This is a genomic window from Pseudomonas sp. GW821-FHT01A09 (assembly GCF_058986725.1).
Genome location: NZ_JBYSWB010000054.1, coordinates 1 through 15046, shown reverse-complemented (window position 1 = coordinate 15046; position 15046 = coordinate 1). Strand labels below are relative to the sequence as shown.

Here is a 15046-nt window from a genome sequence, read left to right as displayed (position 1 = left end):
TGTAGCGAGGGGGCTTGCCCCCGATAAGGGTGTCAGCGACATCTCTGTGACTGGTCAACCGCTATCGGGGGCAAGCCCCCTCACCACAGGGAATGATCAGAACCGTCTTACAGGCCTTTCACGGCGTAGATACCGGCCGCGTTGCGCCAGTAACCCTTGTAGTCCATGCCATAGCCGAAGATGAACCGATCGATGCAGGTCAGCCCCACGTAATCCGCCTTGAGATCCGGGCTGGCCTTGCGATCGTGCAGCTTGTCGATCAGCACCGCGGTGTGCACCGCACGGGCGCCAGCATGCTTGCAGAAATCGATGATGGCGCTGAGGGTGTGACCTTCATCGAGGATGTCGTCGATGATCAGCACGTCGCGGTCGATGAACGAGATTTCCGGCTTGGCCTTCCAGAACAGATCGCCGCCGCGGGTCTCGTTGCGATAGCGGGTGGCGTGCAGATACGAGGCTTCCAGCGGGAAATTCAGATGCGTCAGCAGCTTGCCGGCGAAGATCAGCCCGCCGTTCATCACGCAGAACACCACCGGGTTGCTGTCGGCCAGCTCGCTGCAGATGTGCGCGCCGACACGGGCGATGGCCGCCTCGAGTTCGGCTTCGCTGTACAGGCAATCGGCCTCGCGCATGACTTGACGGATGTGCTCGAGATCAGCGGACATGGCGCTCTCCTGGGGGGTGGCAGAATAAAAGCGGGCAAAGGTACGCATCCGCTTCGATCAGATCAAGCTTTTCTGGACTAACGTCCAATGTGCTCACAGACACATTGTGTCGAATAGATTAATCTAGCCCGCATTTTTCTGACCGTTCAGGGAGTTTTTCCACATGCCCATTCGCGAAATCCGCCATCCGCTGATCCGCCATAAAATCGGCCTGATGCGCCGCGCCGATATCAGCACCAAGAATTTCCGCGAACTCGCCCAGGAAGTCGGCGCCCTGCTGACCTACGAAGCGACCAAGGATTTGCCCCTGGAAACCTACAACATCGAGGGCTGGGCCGGCACCGTCGAGGTCGAGAAGATCGCCGGCAAGAAGATCACCGTGGTGCCTATTCTGCGCGCCGGCATCGGCATGCTCGACGGCGTGCTCAGCCTGATCCCGGGTGCCAAGGTCAGCGCTGTCGGCATCGCCCGCAACGAGGAGACGCTCGAGGCTCATACCTACCTGGAAAAACTGGTACCCGAGATCAACGAGCGCCTGGCGATGATCATCGACCCGATGCTGGCCACCGGCGGCTCCATGGTCGCCACCATCGACCTGCTGAAAAAAGCCGGCTGCCAGGACATTCGCGCCATGGTCCTGGTCGCCGCGCCGGAAGGCATCGCTGCCGTCGAAAAAGCCCACCCCGACGTGCAGATCTATACCGCCTCCATCGATGAAAAACTCAACGAACACGGGTATATCATCCCCGGCCTGGGCGATGCCGGCGACAAGATCTTCGGCACCAAGCAGAAGGATGCTTGAGCATGCAGGATGAGTTCAACGACCCGCTGTGGCGCCAGATCCTCTCGGGCGCGCAGATGCTGTTCGTGGCGTTCGGCGCGTTGGTGCTGATGCCATTGATTACCGGGTTGGACCCTAATGTGGCGCTGTTCACCGCCGGGCTGGGGACGCTGTTGTTCCAGATCGTCACTGGGCGTCAGGTGCCGGTGTTTCTGGCCTCGAGTTTTGCCTTCATCACCCCGATCATTCTCGCCAAGGGCCAGTTCGGCCTGGCCGAGACCATGGGCGGGGTGATGGCGGCGGGCTTCGTCTACACCTTCCTGGGCCTGGCGGTCAAAATCAAGGGCACCGGCTTCATCGATCGACTGTTACCGCCGGTGGTGATCGGCCCGGTGATCATTTCCATCGGCCTGGCCATGGCACCGATCGCCGCCAACATGGCGATGGGCAAGGCTGGTGATGGCAGCGAGTTGATCCCCTACAGCACCGCCATGATGATTTCCATGCCGGCGCTGCTGACCACCTTGCTGGTGGCGGTGTTCGGCAAGGGCATCTTCCGTCTGGTACCGATCATCTCGGGCGTGCTGGTGGGCTTTGCCCTGGCCTTCTGGTTCGGCGTGGTCGATACCGCCAAGATCGCTGCCGCGCCCTGGCTGGCGCTGCCGCACTTCACCGCGCCGGCGTTCAACTGGCAGGCGATCCTGTTCATCGTGCCGGTGGCGCTGGCACCGGCCATCGAGCACATCGGCGGAGTCATCGCGGTGGGCAGCGTGACCGGTCGCGACTACCTGAAAAAACCCGGTCTGCACCGCACCCTGCTGGGGGATGGCATCGCCACCACGGCGGCCGGCCTGTTCGGTGGGCCGCCCAACACCACCTACGCGGAAGTGACGGGCGCGGTGATGCTGACCAAGAACTACAACCCCAAGATCATGACCTGGGCGGCGGTGTTCGCCATCAGCCTGGCGTTCATCGGCAAGTTCGGCGCGCTGTTGCAGAGCATTCCAGTGCCGGTGATGGGCGGTATCCTGTGCCTGCTGTTCGGTTCGATTGCGGCGGTAGGGATGAACACCTTGATCCGCCACAAGATCGACCTGGGCGAGGCGCGCAACCTGGTAATCGTCTCGGTCACCCTGGTGTTCGGGATTGGCGGAGTGCTAGTGGGCACGGGCACCGGCCCGGGCGACTTCGGCCTCAAGGGCATCGCCCTGTGCGCGGTAGTGGCGATTGCCCTGAACCTGCTGCTGCCGGGTGGTGGCGAGTGGAAGAACAACGTGGTGGATTGAGACTAGGCACCGATCCCATGTAGCGAGGGGGCTTGCCCCCGAAAACAGTGCCCGCGAGATCTTTATCGCAGATTCACCGTAATCGGGGGCAAGCCCCCTCGCTACAGGGTGATTGGCAGGACGCAGGTTTCAGGCCCGCTCGCAGAGTCCAGTCAACGCCTGCGCCCACCGCGCGCCATCGTTGAGGCACGGCACCAGCACCAACTCCTCTCCCCCCGCCTCGACAAAGGTCTCGCGGCCACGGTCGCCGATCTCTTCCAGGGTCTCGATGCAATCGGCGACGAAGGCCGGGCACATCACCAGAATCTTCTTCACTCCGCCTTTCGCCAATGCCTCCAGGCGCGCTTCGGTGTAAGGCTCGATCCACTTGTCGCGACCCAACCTGGACTGGAACGCCACCGACCACTTGTCCGCCGGCAGGCCAAGGCGTTGCGCCACCGACTGCGCAGTGCGCATGCACTGAGCGCGATAACAGACGGCCAATGTCTGCGGTGACGCCTTCATGCAGCAGTCTGCGTCGGCCAGGCAGTGACGAGGCTCATCCTTGGGCAGCAGCTTTTTGATATGCCGCTCGGGAAGCCCGTGAAAGCTCAACAACAGGTGATCGTAATCCTGCTGCACATAGGCCCGCACGCTCTCGGCCAGCGCATCCAGATACTCCGGCTGATCATAGAAGGGCTTGAGCACGGCGAACTCGATCGGCAAACGATCATCAGCCACCACGCGCCGCGCTTCCTCGATCACCGTGGTCACCGTGCTGTCGGCGAACTGAGGGTAAAGCGGTGCCAAAGTCACCTTGCGTACGCCCTGCGCAGCCAGCTTGCCGAGCACCGACTGCAACGATGGCTCGCCGTAGCGCATGGCGATCTCTACCGGGCCATGGGACCACAGCGGATCGACCTGAGTGCGCAAGCGCCGGGTCAGCTCCACCAGGGGCGAGCCCTCCTCCCACCAGATCGAGGCATAGGCGTGCGCCGACTGCTCAGGACGCTTGATCAGGATCAACGACACCAGCAGGCGACGAATCGGCCACGGCAGATCGATGACGTAGGGGTCCATGAGGAACTGGTTGAGGTAGCTTTTTACGTCGGCGACTGAGGTCGAGGCCGGAGAGCCCAGGTTGACCAACAGCAGGGCATGATCGGTCATGCAGCATCCTATGTCAGAGGCGCCCGGACAGATCGTCCAGGGCCGGTTGCAGATCGGTGAAACGGAAGGTGAAGCCAGCCGCTTGCAGCCGTGTCGGGCGCGCTCGCTGGCCACCCAGCAGCAGCCCGGACATTTCCCCCAGGCCGATGCGCAACAGCGGCGCCGGCAGCGGCAGGAAGGCCGGGCGGTGCAGGGCCTTGCCCAGGCGCTTGGCGAATTCACGATTGCGCACCGGGTTCGGCGCGCAGGCATTATAGGGACCTTGGGCATCGTCCTGATGCAGAAGAAAATCTATCAAGGCGATTTGGTCATCGATGTGCACCCAGGGCATCCACTGGCGGCCATCGCCGATCGGCCCGCCCAGGCCCAGCTTGAAGGGCAGCGCCAGGCGCTTGAGGAAACCGCCCTCGCTGGCCAGTACCAGCCCCGTGCGTATCAGCACCACCCGCAGGCCAAGATTGCCGGCGCGCTCGGCGGTCTCTTCCCAGGCGATGCACAGCTGGCTGGCGAAGTCTTCTTTGACGGGGGTGGAGGTCTCGGTGATTTCTCGCTCGCCGGCATCCCCGTACCAACCCACCGCCGAGCCGCTGATCAGTACCGCTGGTCGATGCCCGCGGTCCTGCAGCCACTCCAGCAGTTTCTCCGTCAGGGCGATGCGGCTGGCCCACAAAAAGGCCCGGCGCTTGCCCGTCCACGGGCGGTCGGCGATCGGTGCGCCGGCCAGATTGATCACCGCATCCACAGGCTCTGCGCCGAGCTCTTCAAGGCGCTCGATACCCCGTACCGCGTCCCCGCACAAACGTCGAACCGAACCGGGATCGCGGCTCCACACGGTCAGTTGGTGGCCTGCCGTCAACCAGTGTCGGCACAGGGCGCGGCCAATCAAACCGGTACCGCCCGTCAGCAATATATGCATGTCACCTTCCTTTGTGTGGCGTTCGATCAAAGTCGCTAGTCTATTTTTATGAAGAGAAGGCGCTTAAGTATTGCGCCGCTCCTCAGATAAACCATAGAGCAACCGAGAAAACGGCGTACAGTCAAGTTGTACCGGAAAACGCCATTGTACAGGTTTGTTCTTGAGCGTAGTCTGTGCTTTAGAGAAGTTACGAGGCCACTATGACTGTACCTATCGCAATCATCGGTACCGGTATCGCCGGACTCTCCGCCGCCCAGGCATTGATCAAGGCCGGGCATCTTGTGCATCTGTTCGACAAAAGCAAAGGCCCGGGTGGGCGCATGTCGAGCAAGCGCAGCGATGCCGGTTCACTCGATCTGGGTGCCCAATATTTCACTGCCCGTGACCGCCGTTTCGTGTCCCAGGTCCAGCAATGGCAAGCCGAGGGCTGGGTCCAGGAATGGGCGCCGCAGTTGTACAACTCCAACGCTGGCGTGCTAAGCCCCTCGCCCGACGAGCAGACTCGCTGGGTCGGCACGCCGCGCATGGGCGCTATCGGCCGCGCCGAACTCGGTGACATGGCCGCGGTGTTCTCCTGCCGCATCACCGAAGTGTTCCGCGGCAAACAGTACTGGCATCTGCTCGACGCCGAAGGCGCCAGTCACGGGCCGTTCAGCCATGTGATCTGTGCGGTGCCAGCGCCGCAAGCGACCGCGCTGCTGGCCACGGTGCCCAAGCTCGCCGCCGTGGCCGCCGGGGTCAAGATGGACCCGACCTGGGCCGTCGCGCTGGGCTTCGAGCAGCCGCTGGACACGCCCATGCAAGGTTGCTTCGTGCAGGGCAGTCCGCTCGATTGGCTGGCTTGCAATCGCAGCAAGCCTGGGCGGGAGGCCAGCTTGGACACCTGGGTGCTGCATGCCAGCAGCGAATGGAGCCGCCAGCATATCGATCTGTCCAAGGACGCCGTGATCGAGCATCTGTACGGCGCGTTCGCCGAGCTGCTCAGTTGCCCGGTGCCCGCCCCCAGCTTCAGCCTGGCCCACCGCTGGCTCTATGCGCGGCCGGCCAGCAGCCATGAGTGGGGCGCGCTGGCGGATGCCGACCTGGGCATCTACGTGTGTGGCGACTGGTGCCTGTCCGGCCGAGTCGAAGGCGCCTGGCTGAGCGGTCAGGAAGCCGCACGCAAACTGATCAGCGCGCTGAATGCCTAAGCCCGGCGGTGCATCCCACCGCCTGAATCCACGCAAGCTGCTGCTGTCGAAATGGACGGCAGCCCAGCCGCGCAACAAGGAAAAACACTTTCTGGTGACTGAGCTGCTGCTCGATGCCGACGAGCAAACGGTCATCGGCGTGGCGCTGCAAGCGGTGATGACCGGCAATATTCAGCAGTTGCCCTGGCAGGCTTTGCAAGATGCCGAGCAATGGCGCATCGGCTGGAAATAGCCCTCTCCAACACCCTGTAGCGAGGGGGCTTGCCCCCGAAAAATCGCAAATCAGACACATCATCTGCAGCTGATCACCTTTCGGGGGCAAGCCCCCTCGCTACAGATTGGGCAACGTTGTACAAAAAAATTGACTTGTACACATGCGAACCTATGATGAAAGAAATTGTACAGAGATATACATCTGTATAACTTTTTTCAGAGGTTCACCATGCCAGTGCCGCTCAACAGCAAGCCCCGCATCGCCATCAGCGCCTGTCTTATGGGCGCCGAAGTGCGCTACAACGGCGGTCACAAGGAATCGCGGCTGTGCAGCCGCACCCTTAGCGAACACTTCACGTTCGTCCAGGTTTGCCCGGAAGTGGCCATCGGCCTCGGCACCCCGCGCGAACCCATCCGCCTGGTCGGCGACAGCCACGCGCCGCAAGCCGTCGGCACCGTCAACCGGGCGCTGAACGTCACCCGCCAACTGGCCGAGTATGGAGAGCAAATGGCCGCCGAGCTGCACGACATCAGCGGCTATATCTTCATGCACAAGTCGCCTTCGTGTGGCATGGAGCGGGTCAAGGTCTACCGCGAAAACGGCGCTCCTCAGCAAGAAGGCGGACGCGGTATCTATGCCGCCGCCTTCTGCGCCCGCCACCCGGACCTGCCGATCGAAGAAGACGGCCGCCTGTGCGATCCGGTGCTGCGCGAGAACTTCATCACCCGTGTCTACGCCTACGCCGACTGGCAAGCGCTGCTGGCTCAAGGCTTGAGCCGTCGTGGCCTGATGGAATTCCACGCGCGCTACAAATATCAGCTCATGGCCAACCACCCGTTACAGTACAAGGCCATCGGCAAGATGCTCGGCTCCATGGGCCGCAGCGATGCCAGTGAGGTCGGACCACGCTACTTCAGCGCGCTGATGGCCGCCCTCAGGCGCTGCGCCACCCGCGGCACCCACACCAACGTCTTGCTGCACCTGAGCGGTTATCTGCGCGGCGCCATCGACAGCGCCGACAAGCGCGAGCTGCGCCAGCTCATCGACCAGTACCGCGAGGGCATCGTGCCGCTGGTGGTGCCATTGACCCTGCTCAAACACCTGTTCCGCCTGCACCCCGATCCCTATGTGAGCCAACAGGTCTACCTGCAGCCGCATCCGGAAAATCTAAGCCTGCGAAATGCGATCTGAATCATGAGCCGCTCCCATGCTGTCGCCGCCACTGCGGCCGAATCACCCACCCCCTATCAACAGGCCCTCGCCGATGGCTGGCTGCCGATCCGCGAAGTCGCGCGCCTGACCGGCGTGAATGCCGTGACCCTGCGCGCCTGGGAACGCCGCTATGGCCTGGTGGTGCCGCAGCGCACCGCCAAGGGCCATCGCCTTTACACCCAGGCCCACGTAGAGCGAGTACAGACCATCCTGACGTGGCTGGCCCGCGGTGTCGCCGTCAGCCAGGTCAAGCAATTACTCGACGCTCCGGCCGCGCTTATCGACGCCCAGACCGAGAACGATTGGCAGCCGTTGCGCCGCGCCCTGCTGCAAGCCATCGGCGAACTGGCCGAGCGCAAGGTCGACGAAACCTTCAATCGGGTGATGGCCCTGTACCCGCCCAGCACCCTCTACGAGCACCTGCTGCAGCCGCTGCTCAAGGACCTGGACCAGCGCTGGCAGGGCCAGTTCGGCGCGCAGATGGAGCGCACGTTCTTTTGCTCTTGGCTGCGCAGCAAGTTCGGCGCGCGCATCTACCACAACAACCGCCAGCTCAGTGGCGCACCGCTGTTGTTGATCAACCAGTCGGACGCGCCGATGGAGCCGCAACTGTGGCTGTCGGCGTGGCTGATCAGCAGTGCCGATTGTCCGGTGGAAGTCTTCGACTGGCCGCTGCCCCCCGGCGAACTGGCCTTGGCCATCGAGCGTCTGGGCGCCCGCGCGGTGCTGATGTACTCCAACCGCGCGCTCAATCTCAACGCTCTGCCGCGCCTGCTGCAGGGCTGCCATTGCAAAAAACTTATCGTCGGGCCGGCCGTAGTGATCCACCGCGCCGAATTGCTCGTACAAGCCCAGGAGATCGAACACTTGTACTTGATCGATGACCCACTCGCCGCTCAGCAGTGCCTGCAGCAACTGGGCCTCCTGCAGGGGTACGAGGCATGACGGACAACCATAACGAGAAGCCCATGCAACTGATCTGGTTGCGCAGCGACCTGCGTATTCACGACAACACCGCGCTGTACCGGGCCTGCCGCAAGGGCCCGACAGTGGCGGTGTACCTGATCAGTGCGCAGCAATGGCAGGCTCACGACGACGCGCCGTGCAAGGTCGACTTCTGGTTGCGCAATCTGCAGCAATTGAGCACGGCCTTGGGCGAACTGCAGATTCCGCTGCTGATCCGCCACGCGAACCATTGGCACCAGGCACCCAAGGTGCTGCTCGATCTGTGCCAGGAGCTGCAGATCCAGACCCTGCATTGCAACGACGAATACGGCATCAACGAAAGCCGCCGCGACCAGGCTGTGCAGCAAGCGCTGGATAAAGCCGGCATCGGCTTCGACAGTTATCTGGATCAACTGCTGCTGCAACCGGGCAGTGTGCTGACCAAAAGCGGCGGCTACTTTCAGGTATTCACTCAGTTCAAGAGGGTTTGCTACAACCGCCTGCGCGCCTCGATGCCGCGGGTGCTGCCGCGCCCCGGCAAGCAGGCTGCGCTGCGCATCGCCAGCGATCCTGTCCCTGCGCAGGTCAGCGGCTTTGCCACGCCCCCCGAGGCCGTGCAGCAGCTCTGGCCCGCTGGCGAAGATGAAGCCAAGCGGCGCCTCGACACCTTCGTCGATCAGCAGATCGATCACTATCTGGACGAACGCGACTTGCCGGCCAAGCCCGGCACCAGTCAGCTGGGCGCTTACCTGGCGGCCGGGGTCATCTCGCCCCGCCAGTGCCTGCAAGCAGCGCTCAACGGCAATATGGGCGAGTTCGAAAGCGGCAGCCCGGGTGCGGTCACCTGGATCAACGAACTGCTGTGGCGCGAGTTCTACAAGCACATTCTGGTCGGCTACCCGCGGGTCTCCCGCCATCGCGCCTTCAAGGCCGACACCGAGGCCCTGCCCTGGCGCAACGCCCCGGACGACCTGCAGGCCTGGAAAGAAGGCCGCACCGGGATCCCGATCGTCGATGCGGCGATGCGCCAACTGGTCAGTACCGGCTGGATGCACAACCGCCTGCGCATGATCACGGCCATGTTCCTGACCAAGAACCTGCTGATCGATTGGCGCGAAGGCGAGCGCTTCTTCATGCAGCACCTGATCGACGGCGACCTCGCCGCCAACAATGGCGGTTGGCAGTGGAGCGCCTCGACGGGGACCGATTCGGTGCCCTACTTCCGCATTTTCAATCCGGTCACGCAGTCCAGCCGCTTCGACGAGCAAGGCGTGTTCATTCGGCAGTGGCTGCCGGCGCTCGCAGGCCTGGACAAGAAAGAGATCCATCACCCTGGCGCTGAAAAGCGTCGCGACCTGTTCGATGCGCTGGATTATCCGGCGCCGATCGTCGATCTCGGCGCCAGCCGCGATCGCGCCCTGGCAGCGTTCAAGAACCTGCCCCACCGTCGCGAAACCGAGGCCCACTATGGCTGACTTCCTGCACCGCTTCGCCGAAGGCTTCAGTGCCTTGAACAAGGACAATCTGCAGCGCCTCGGCGAGCTGTACAGCGTCGACATCCATTTCACCGATCCCTTGCACGACGTGCACGGCCTGGCCGAGTTGCAGCGTTATTTCGCCCAGCTGTACGCCAATGTCGAGCAGCTCGAATTCGAGTTTCACGGCTTCGACGACGTCAACCAGCATGCCGATGGCGGCGAAGGCTACCTGCGCTGGGTCATGACCTACAGCCACCCGCGCCTGCACAAGGGCCAGCCCATCGCGGTGCAGGGTTGCTCCCATCTGCAGTGGCACGACGACCGCGTCACGCGCCATCACGACTATTTCGATGCCGGCGCCCTGCTCTATGAACACTTGCCGCTGATGGGTCCAGCCGTCGCCTGGCTGAAAAGGCGCATGGCATGAGTGGCCCGCGGCGAATCTGGCTGACGGGCGCCAGCAGCGGCATGGGCTATGAACTGGCGTTGCGCTTGCTGCGTCAGGGCTATCGCCTGGCCGTCAGCGCCCGTTCGCTGGAACCCTTGCAGGCCCTGGACCTGCGCTTCCCTGGCCAGGTGCTGCTGGTACCCGGCGATCTGGCCGACGCCCAGCAGGTCCGCGAGATCGGCGCCCGCATCAAGGCCGCATGGGGCGCTTTGGATCAGGTCATCCTCAATGCCGGCACGTGCGAGTACATCGATGTACGCCAGTTCGAGGCGGCGATGATCGAGCGCGTGGTCAAGACCAATCTGTTTGCCAGTGCCTACTGCATCGAGGCCGCGCTGCCGCTGTTGCGCATGGGCGATCGGCCGCATCTGGTAGGCGTCGCCAGCGCCGTGACTTTTCTGCCCCTGACCCGCTCCGAGGCCTACGGCGCGTCCAAGGCCGGCGTGCGCTATCTGTATGAGTCGCTGCGCGTCGATCTGGCAGCGGAAGGCATCGACGTCACCCTGGTCAGCCCCGGTTTCGTCAAAACACCCCTGACCGACCGCAACGACTTCGCCATGCCCATGCTCTGGAGCGCGGAAAAGGCCGCCAGCCACATCGCCGCACGGCTGGACAAACGGCCGATGGAAATCGCCTTCCCCTGGCCCTTCATCACTGCGCTGCGTGCCCTCGCGTGCCTGCCAAGACGGCTGTCACTGCATTTGACCAAGCGGATGGTCCGCGACACCTCCAAGGAATCGGAACAGGCATGAAGATCGCAATCATCGGCAGTGGCATCTCGGGCCTGACCTGCGCGTACCTGCTCAATCGCCAGCACGATATCCAGGTCTTCGAAGCCTCGAGCTGGATCGGCGGGCACACCCATACCGTGGATATCGAGGTGGAGGGGCGTCGCCATGCCATTGATACCGGCTTCATCGTCTTCAACGACTGGACCTATCCGCAGTTCATCAAGCTGATGGAACGTCTGGGCGTTAGCTCCAAGCCCACCGAGATGAGCTTTTCAGTGCGCGCGCCCGGGCTGGAATACAACGGCAACACCCTCAACAGCCTGTTCGCCCAGCGCAGCAATCTGTGGTCGCCGGGGTTCTGGGGCATGCTGCGCGACATCTTGCGCTTCAACAAGCAAGCCGTGGCGGACCTCAACGCGCAGCGCATCGCCGCCGACACTACCCTGGGCAGCTATCTGCAGGCGCAGGGTTACGGCACGCGTTTTATCGAGCACTACATAGTGCCCATGGGCGCGGCCATCTGGTCGATGTCGCTGGCGGACATGCTCGGTTTTCCGCTGGCGTTTTTCGTGCGCTTCTTCAACAACCACGGGTTGCTGTCGGTCACCAACCGCCCGCAATGGCGGGTGATCGAGGGCGGTTCGAGCGCTTATATCAAGCCGCTCACTGCCAGCTTCGCCGAGTGCATCCATACCAATTGCCCGGTCTCCAAGGTCGAACGCGATGACAGTAGCGTCACCCTGCACAGCGCCCGCGGCAGCGAACGATTCGACCAGGTGATCTTCGCCTGCCACAGCGACCAGGCCTTGCAATTGCTGGCCGAGCCCAGCGTTGCGGAGCAGCAGATACTCGGCGCCCTGCCCTACGCCGACAACGACGTGGTGCTGCACACCGATACCAGCCGCCTGCCCGAGCGCGGCCTGGCCTGGGCCAGCTGGAACTACCGGCTGGGCGAGCCGGGCCAGCGACTGGCAGCGGTGACCTACAACATGAACATGCTGCAGGGCCTCGACAGCCCGACCACCTTTTGCGTCAGCCTCAACCAGAGCGAGCGCATCGACCCGAGCAAGGTGCTGGCGCGCTACCGCTACGCTCACCCGCAATACAGCCTGGCCGGGGTGGCGGCGCAACAGCGCTGGCAAGAATTGCACGGCCAGCAACGCAGTTGGTTCTGCGGCGCCTATTGGGCCAACGGCTTCCATGAAGACGGCGTGGTCAGTGGCCTGCGGGTCGCTCAGGCGTTTGGAGAAGCCCTGTGAACAGTGCCTTGTACAGCGGCTGGATCGCCCATCGACGCTTCGTGCCCAAGGGCCATGCGTTTCGGTATCGCATCGGTTTGCTGTATCTGGATCTGGATGAACAAGACGCGGTGCTGGGCCTGTCCCCACTGGCCGGCAGCGGGCGCTTCGCGATGTTCGGCTTTCGCGAGAGCGACTACCTGCGCCAGTACACCCGCGATGGCTGGCGCCTCAGCGATGCCGTGTGCCACGTGGTGGCCGAATCGCTGGGCCTGGCGCCCAACGGCAAGATCTGCCTGCTGACCCAACCGCGCACCTGGGGCCTGGCCTTCAACCCGGTGAGTTTTTTTTACTGCTTCAACGACCGCGAGCATCTGGTGGCGATCGTCTGCGAGGTCACCAACACGCCGTGGCGCGAACGTTACCATTACGTGCTGCCCGCCAGCGGCGAGGGCCATCAGCATGTGGCGGTGGCCAAGGCCTTTCACGTGTCGCCGTTTCTGCCGCGCAATCTCGAATACCGCATGAGCTTCAGCCCGCCGGACGAACGGCTGGGCGTGCACATGGCCAACTGGCAAGGCGAGGAAAAAGTCTTCGACGCCACCCTCAACCTGCACCAACAGGCGCTGAGCCGCAAAGCCCTGCACCGGCATCTGCTGCTGTTCCCGTGGATGACCGCCAAGACCTGCCTGTCGATCTACTGGCAAGCCCTGCGCCTGGCGCTCAAGGGCATGCCGATCTTTGCCCATGAGCCCGCCGAAGGCCAGGTCCGTACCGCCAAGGCCGCTGCGCCACCCACCCCGCCTCGCCCCCGAAAGGAGCCACGCCATGAATAGTTTTTCGGCCAAAGCCGGTGTCAGTACCCATGGCCTGAGCAGCTCGCTGCTGCGCCGTGGGGTCATGCGCCAGTTGCAGGCGCTCAAGCACGGGCAACTGGTCGTCCACGAGGGCGGCGAACGCCTGCTGTTCGGCACGCCTGGCGAAGCGCTGCTGGGGGAGATTCACATCCATGACAGCGCGATCTGGGGCCTGGTGGCCAGCAACGGTTCGATCGGCGCAGGCGAGGCCTTTATCCACGGTTACTGGACCACGCCGGACCTGACCGCGGTGATTCGCGTATTCGTCAGCAACCTCGACGTGCTCGATGCCATGGAACAGGGCCTGGCGCGCCTGAGCCGGCCGCTGGTCAAGGGCCTGCATTGGCTCAATCGCAACACCCGCAAGGGCTCGAAGAAGAACATCGAGGCCCATTACGACCTTGGCAACGATCTGTTCGAGCAGTTTCTCGACCCGACCATGATGTATTCGGCGGCGCAGTTCCGCAGCCCGGACGACACCCTGGAACAGGCGCAGTTGAACAAGCTGGAGCGCATCTGCCAGAAGCTCGCCCTCACAGCGCATGATCACTTGCTGGAAATCGGCACCGGCTGGGGCAGCATGGCGCTGTACGCGGCGCAGCATTACGGCTGCCGCGTGACCACCACGACGTTGTCCAATGAGCAGTTCGCCTACACCCGTCAGCGTATCGATGAGGCAGGCCTGAGTGATCGAGTCACTTTGTTGCTGCAGGATTACCGCGACCTCGAGGGGCGCTTCGACAAGCTGGTGTCGATCGAGATGATCGAGGCCGTGGGACACCGCTTTCTACCGACCTACTTCCGCAAATGCGCCGAGCTGCTGACCGACGACGGAGTGATGCTGATCCAGGCCATCACCATCCGCGACCAGCGTTATGAGCAGGCCAAGCGCAACGTCGACTTCATCCAGCGCTATATCTTCCCCGGTGGCGCCCTGCCGTCGGTGCAGAAGATGCTGCAGATCGTCGGCAAGGATACCGACATGAATCTGCTGCACATGGAGGATTTCGGCCTGCACTACGCCCGCACCTTGCGCCTGTGGCACGACAACTTCCGCTTGGCCCACGGGCGTCTGCGCGAGTTGGGCTACGACGAATACTTCCTGCGCCTGTGGGAGTTCTATCTGTGCTACTGCGAGGGCGGATTCCTGGAACGCACCATCGGCACCGCGCAATTGCTGTTCGCCAAGCCCCAAGCGCAACCGCAACCTTTGCTCGGGCGTCTGGACGCCTGAAGGTGCTCGGCAAGCTGGTCAATGCGCTGCTGTTCCAGACGGCCTGGTTCATCTGTGTGCTGGGGGGCGACAGCCTATGGTTGCTGGGCGCCTTGGCGATACTGCTGGGGCATCTGGCTTGGTACCGCGCGTGGAAGAGTGAAGGGCGGCTGATGTTGCTGGCCTTCGTGCTGGGTGCGTTGGTGGACGGGCAGTTGCGGGTGATGGGGGTGTTGACCTTCAGCGAGCCGGGGTTTCTGGCGCCGTTATGGATGGGTTTGCTGTGGCCATTGTTGGCGATGACCTTGGGGCATTGTCTGGCGTGGACGGCGCGGCCACTGTGGCTGGCGGCGGTTTTGGGGGCGGTATCGGGGCCGATGTCGTATTACGCCGGGGCGAAGTTGGCGGGGGTGGGGATGCCGCTTGGTCTGGCTACGACGCTGGCGATTCTGGCGGTTATCTGGGCGGTGGTGTTTCCGCTGTTGCATCGGTTGGTGCGGATTTGAGCTGGGCTTTTTTCTGTTCTTGGTGGTGTTGTGGGGCTCTGGGCTAAAGGCTAAAGGCTAAAGGCTAAAGGCTAAAGGCTAAAGGCTAAAGGCTAAAGGCTAAAGGCTAAAGGCTTGGTGGTGGGGCTGATGGGTGTGTTCAGGCCCTGCTTGCGCTCCAGCCTGGGCGGCGCCCCACATTGGCCCCTCGCTGACGCTCGGGGTTCCCGCGTTCCGG

Annotated in this window: 16 protein-coding genes; 13 read left to right on the top strand and 3 right to left on the bottom strand. The window is 63.1% G+C overall.

All coding sequences use genetic code 11. From position 1 onward, the window contains the following. Nucleotides 1-107: 107 nt before the first annotated feature. Nucleotides 108-665, bottom strand: a complete 558-nt coding sequence (locus AC3WJP_RS28655) for a hypoxanthine-guanine phosphoribosyltransferase (RefSeq protein WP_493724498.1) — start codon at nucleotides 663-665, stop codon at nucleotides 108-110. A 163-nt stretch (nucleotides 666-828) separates the two neighbouring features. Between AC3WJP_RS28655 and upp the strand changes: the two genes are divergently transcribed. Both upp and AC3WJP_RS28645 read left to right on the top strand, forming a co-directional pair. After that, a complete protein-coding gene (gene upp, locus AC3WJP_RS28650; RefSeq protein ID WP_493724499.1) occupies nucleotides 829-1467 on the top strand; it encodes a uracil phosphoribosyltransferase in 639 nt (212 codons plus the stop codon). A 2-nt stretch (nucleotides 1468-1469) separates the two neighbouring features. Beyond that, the gene (locus AC3WJP_RS28645; RefSeq protein WP_493724500.1) at nucleotides 1470-2732 is read left to right on the top strand and encodes a uracil-xanthine permease family protein; all 1263 of its coding nucleotides are present in this window, start codon (nucleotides 1470-1472) and stop codon (nucleotides 2730-2732) included. Between the two features lie 129 nt (nucleotides 2733-2861). Here the strand turns inward: AC3WJP_RS28645 and hemH are convergent, their stop codons facing one another. Further along, nucleotides 2862-3881, bottom strand: a complete 1020-nt coding sequence (gene hemH, locus AC3WJP_RS28640; protein ID WP_493724501.1) for a ferrochelatase — start codon at nucleotides 3879-3881, stop codon at nucleotides 2862-2864. Between the two features lie 13 nt (nucleotides 3882-3894). Further along, nucleotides 3895-4797: a TIGR01777 family oxidoreductase gene (locus tag AC3WJP_RS28635; protein ID WP_493724502.1), complete on the bottom strand. Its 903-nt coding sequence runs from the start codon at nucleotides 4795-4797 to the stop codon at nucleotides 3895-3897. Between the two features lie 200 nt (nucleotides 4798-4997). On the opposite strand from AC3WJP_RS28635, the gene AC3WJP_RS28630 reads away from it, so the two are divergent. From AC3WJP_RS28630 to AC3WJP_RS28580, 11 genes are all read left to right on the top strand, one after another. Further along, nucleotides 4998-5987, top strand: a complete 990-nt coding sequence (locus AC3WJP_RS28630; protein ID WP_493724503.1) for an NAD(P)/FAD-dependent oxidoreductase — start codon at nucleotides 4998-5000, stop codon at nucleotides 5985-5987. After that, on the top strand, nucleotides 5980-6219 hold the full coding sequence (locus tag AC3WJP_RS28625; protein ID WP_493724504.1) for a TIGR02450 family Trp-rich protein: 240 nt from the start codon (nucleotides 5980-5982) through the stop codon (nucleotides 6217-6219). Before AC3WJP_RS28630 ends, AC3WJP_RS28625 begins: the two co-directional genes overlap by 8 nt. Before the next feature lie 210 nt (nucleotides 6220-6429). After that, nucleotides 6430-7392 (top strand): YbgA family protein, encoded by a 963-nt coding sequence (locus AC3WJP_RS28620; protein WP_493724505.1) that lies wholly within the window; start codon nucleotides 6430-6432, stop codon nucleotides 7390-7392. 3 nt (nucleotides 7393-7395) lie between these two features. Continuing rightward, nucleotides 7396-8358, top strand: coding sequence for a MerR family transcriptional regulator (locus tag AC3WJP_RS28615; RefSeq protein WP_493724506.1), 963 nt, complete (start codon nucleotides 7396-7398; stop codon nucleotides 8356-8358). 23 nt (nucleotides 8359-8381) lie between these two features. After that, nucleotides 8382-9833: a deoxyribodipyrimidine photo-lyase gene (gene phrB, locus AC3WJP_RS28610; protein ID WP_493724513.1), complete on the top strand. Its 1452-nt coding sequence runs from the start codon at nucleotides 8382-8384 to the stop codon at nucleotides 9831-9833. Continuing rightward, nucleotides 9826-10263: a nuclear transport factor 2 family protein gene (locus tag AC3WJP_RS28605; protein WP_493724507.1), complete on the top strand. Its 438-nt coding sequence runs from the start codon at nucleotides 9826-9828 to the stop codon at nucleotides 10261-10263. The genes phrB and AC3WJP_RS28605 overlap by 8 nt, the downstream gene beginning before the upstream one ends. Next, nucleotides 10260-11036, top strand: coding sequence for an SDR family NAD(P)-dependent oxidoreductase (locus tag AC3WJP_RS28600; protein ID WP_493724508.1), 777 nt, complete (start codon nucleotides 10260-10262; stop codon nucleotides 11034-11036). The genes AC3WJP_RS28605 and AC3WJP_RS28600 overlap by 4 nt, the downstream gene beginning before the upstream one ends. After that, nucleotides 11033-12274: an NAD(P)/FAD-dependent oxidoreductase gene (locus AC3WJP_RS28595; protein WP_493724509.1), complete on the top strand. Its 1242-nt coding sequence runs from the start codon at nucleotides 11033-11035 to the stop codon at nucleotides 12272-12274. Before AC3WJP_RS28600 ends, AC3WJP_RS28595 begins: the two co-directional genes overlap by 4 nt. Next, nucleotides 12271-13089, top strand: coding sequence for a DUF1365 domain-containing protein (locus AC3WJP_RS28590; protein ID WP_493724510.1), 819 nt, complete (start codon nucleotides 12271-12273; stop codon nucleotides 13087-13089). Before AC3WJP_RS28595 ends, AC3WJP_RS28590 begins: the two co-directional genes overlap by 4 nt. Continuing rightward, a complete protein-coding gene (locus AC3WJP_RS28585) occupies nucleotides 13082-14344 on the top strand; it encodes a class I SAM-dependent methyltransferase (protein ID WP_493724511.1) in 1263 nt (420 codons plus the stop codon). The genes AC3WJP_RS28590 and AC3WJP_RS28585 overlap by 8 nt, the downstream gene beginning before the upstream one ends. A 2-nt stretch (nucleotides 14345-14346) precedes the next feature. Next, entirely contained in the window at nucleotides 14347-14829 is a 483-nt protein-coding gene (locus AC3WJP_RS28580; protein ID WP_493724512.1) for a DUF2878 domain-containing protein, read from the top strand. Nucleotides 14830-15046 lie beyond the last annotated feature (217 nt).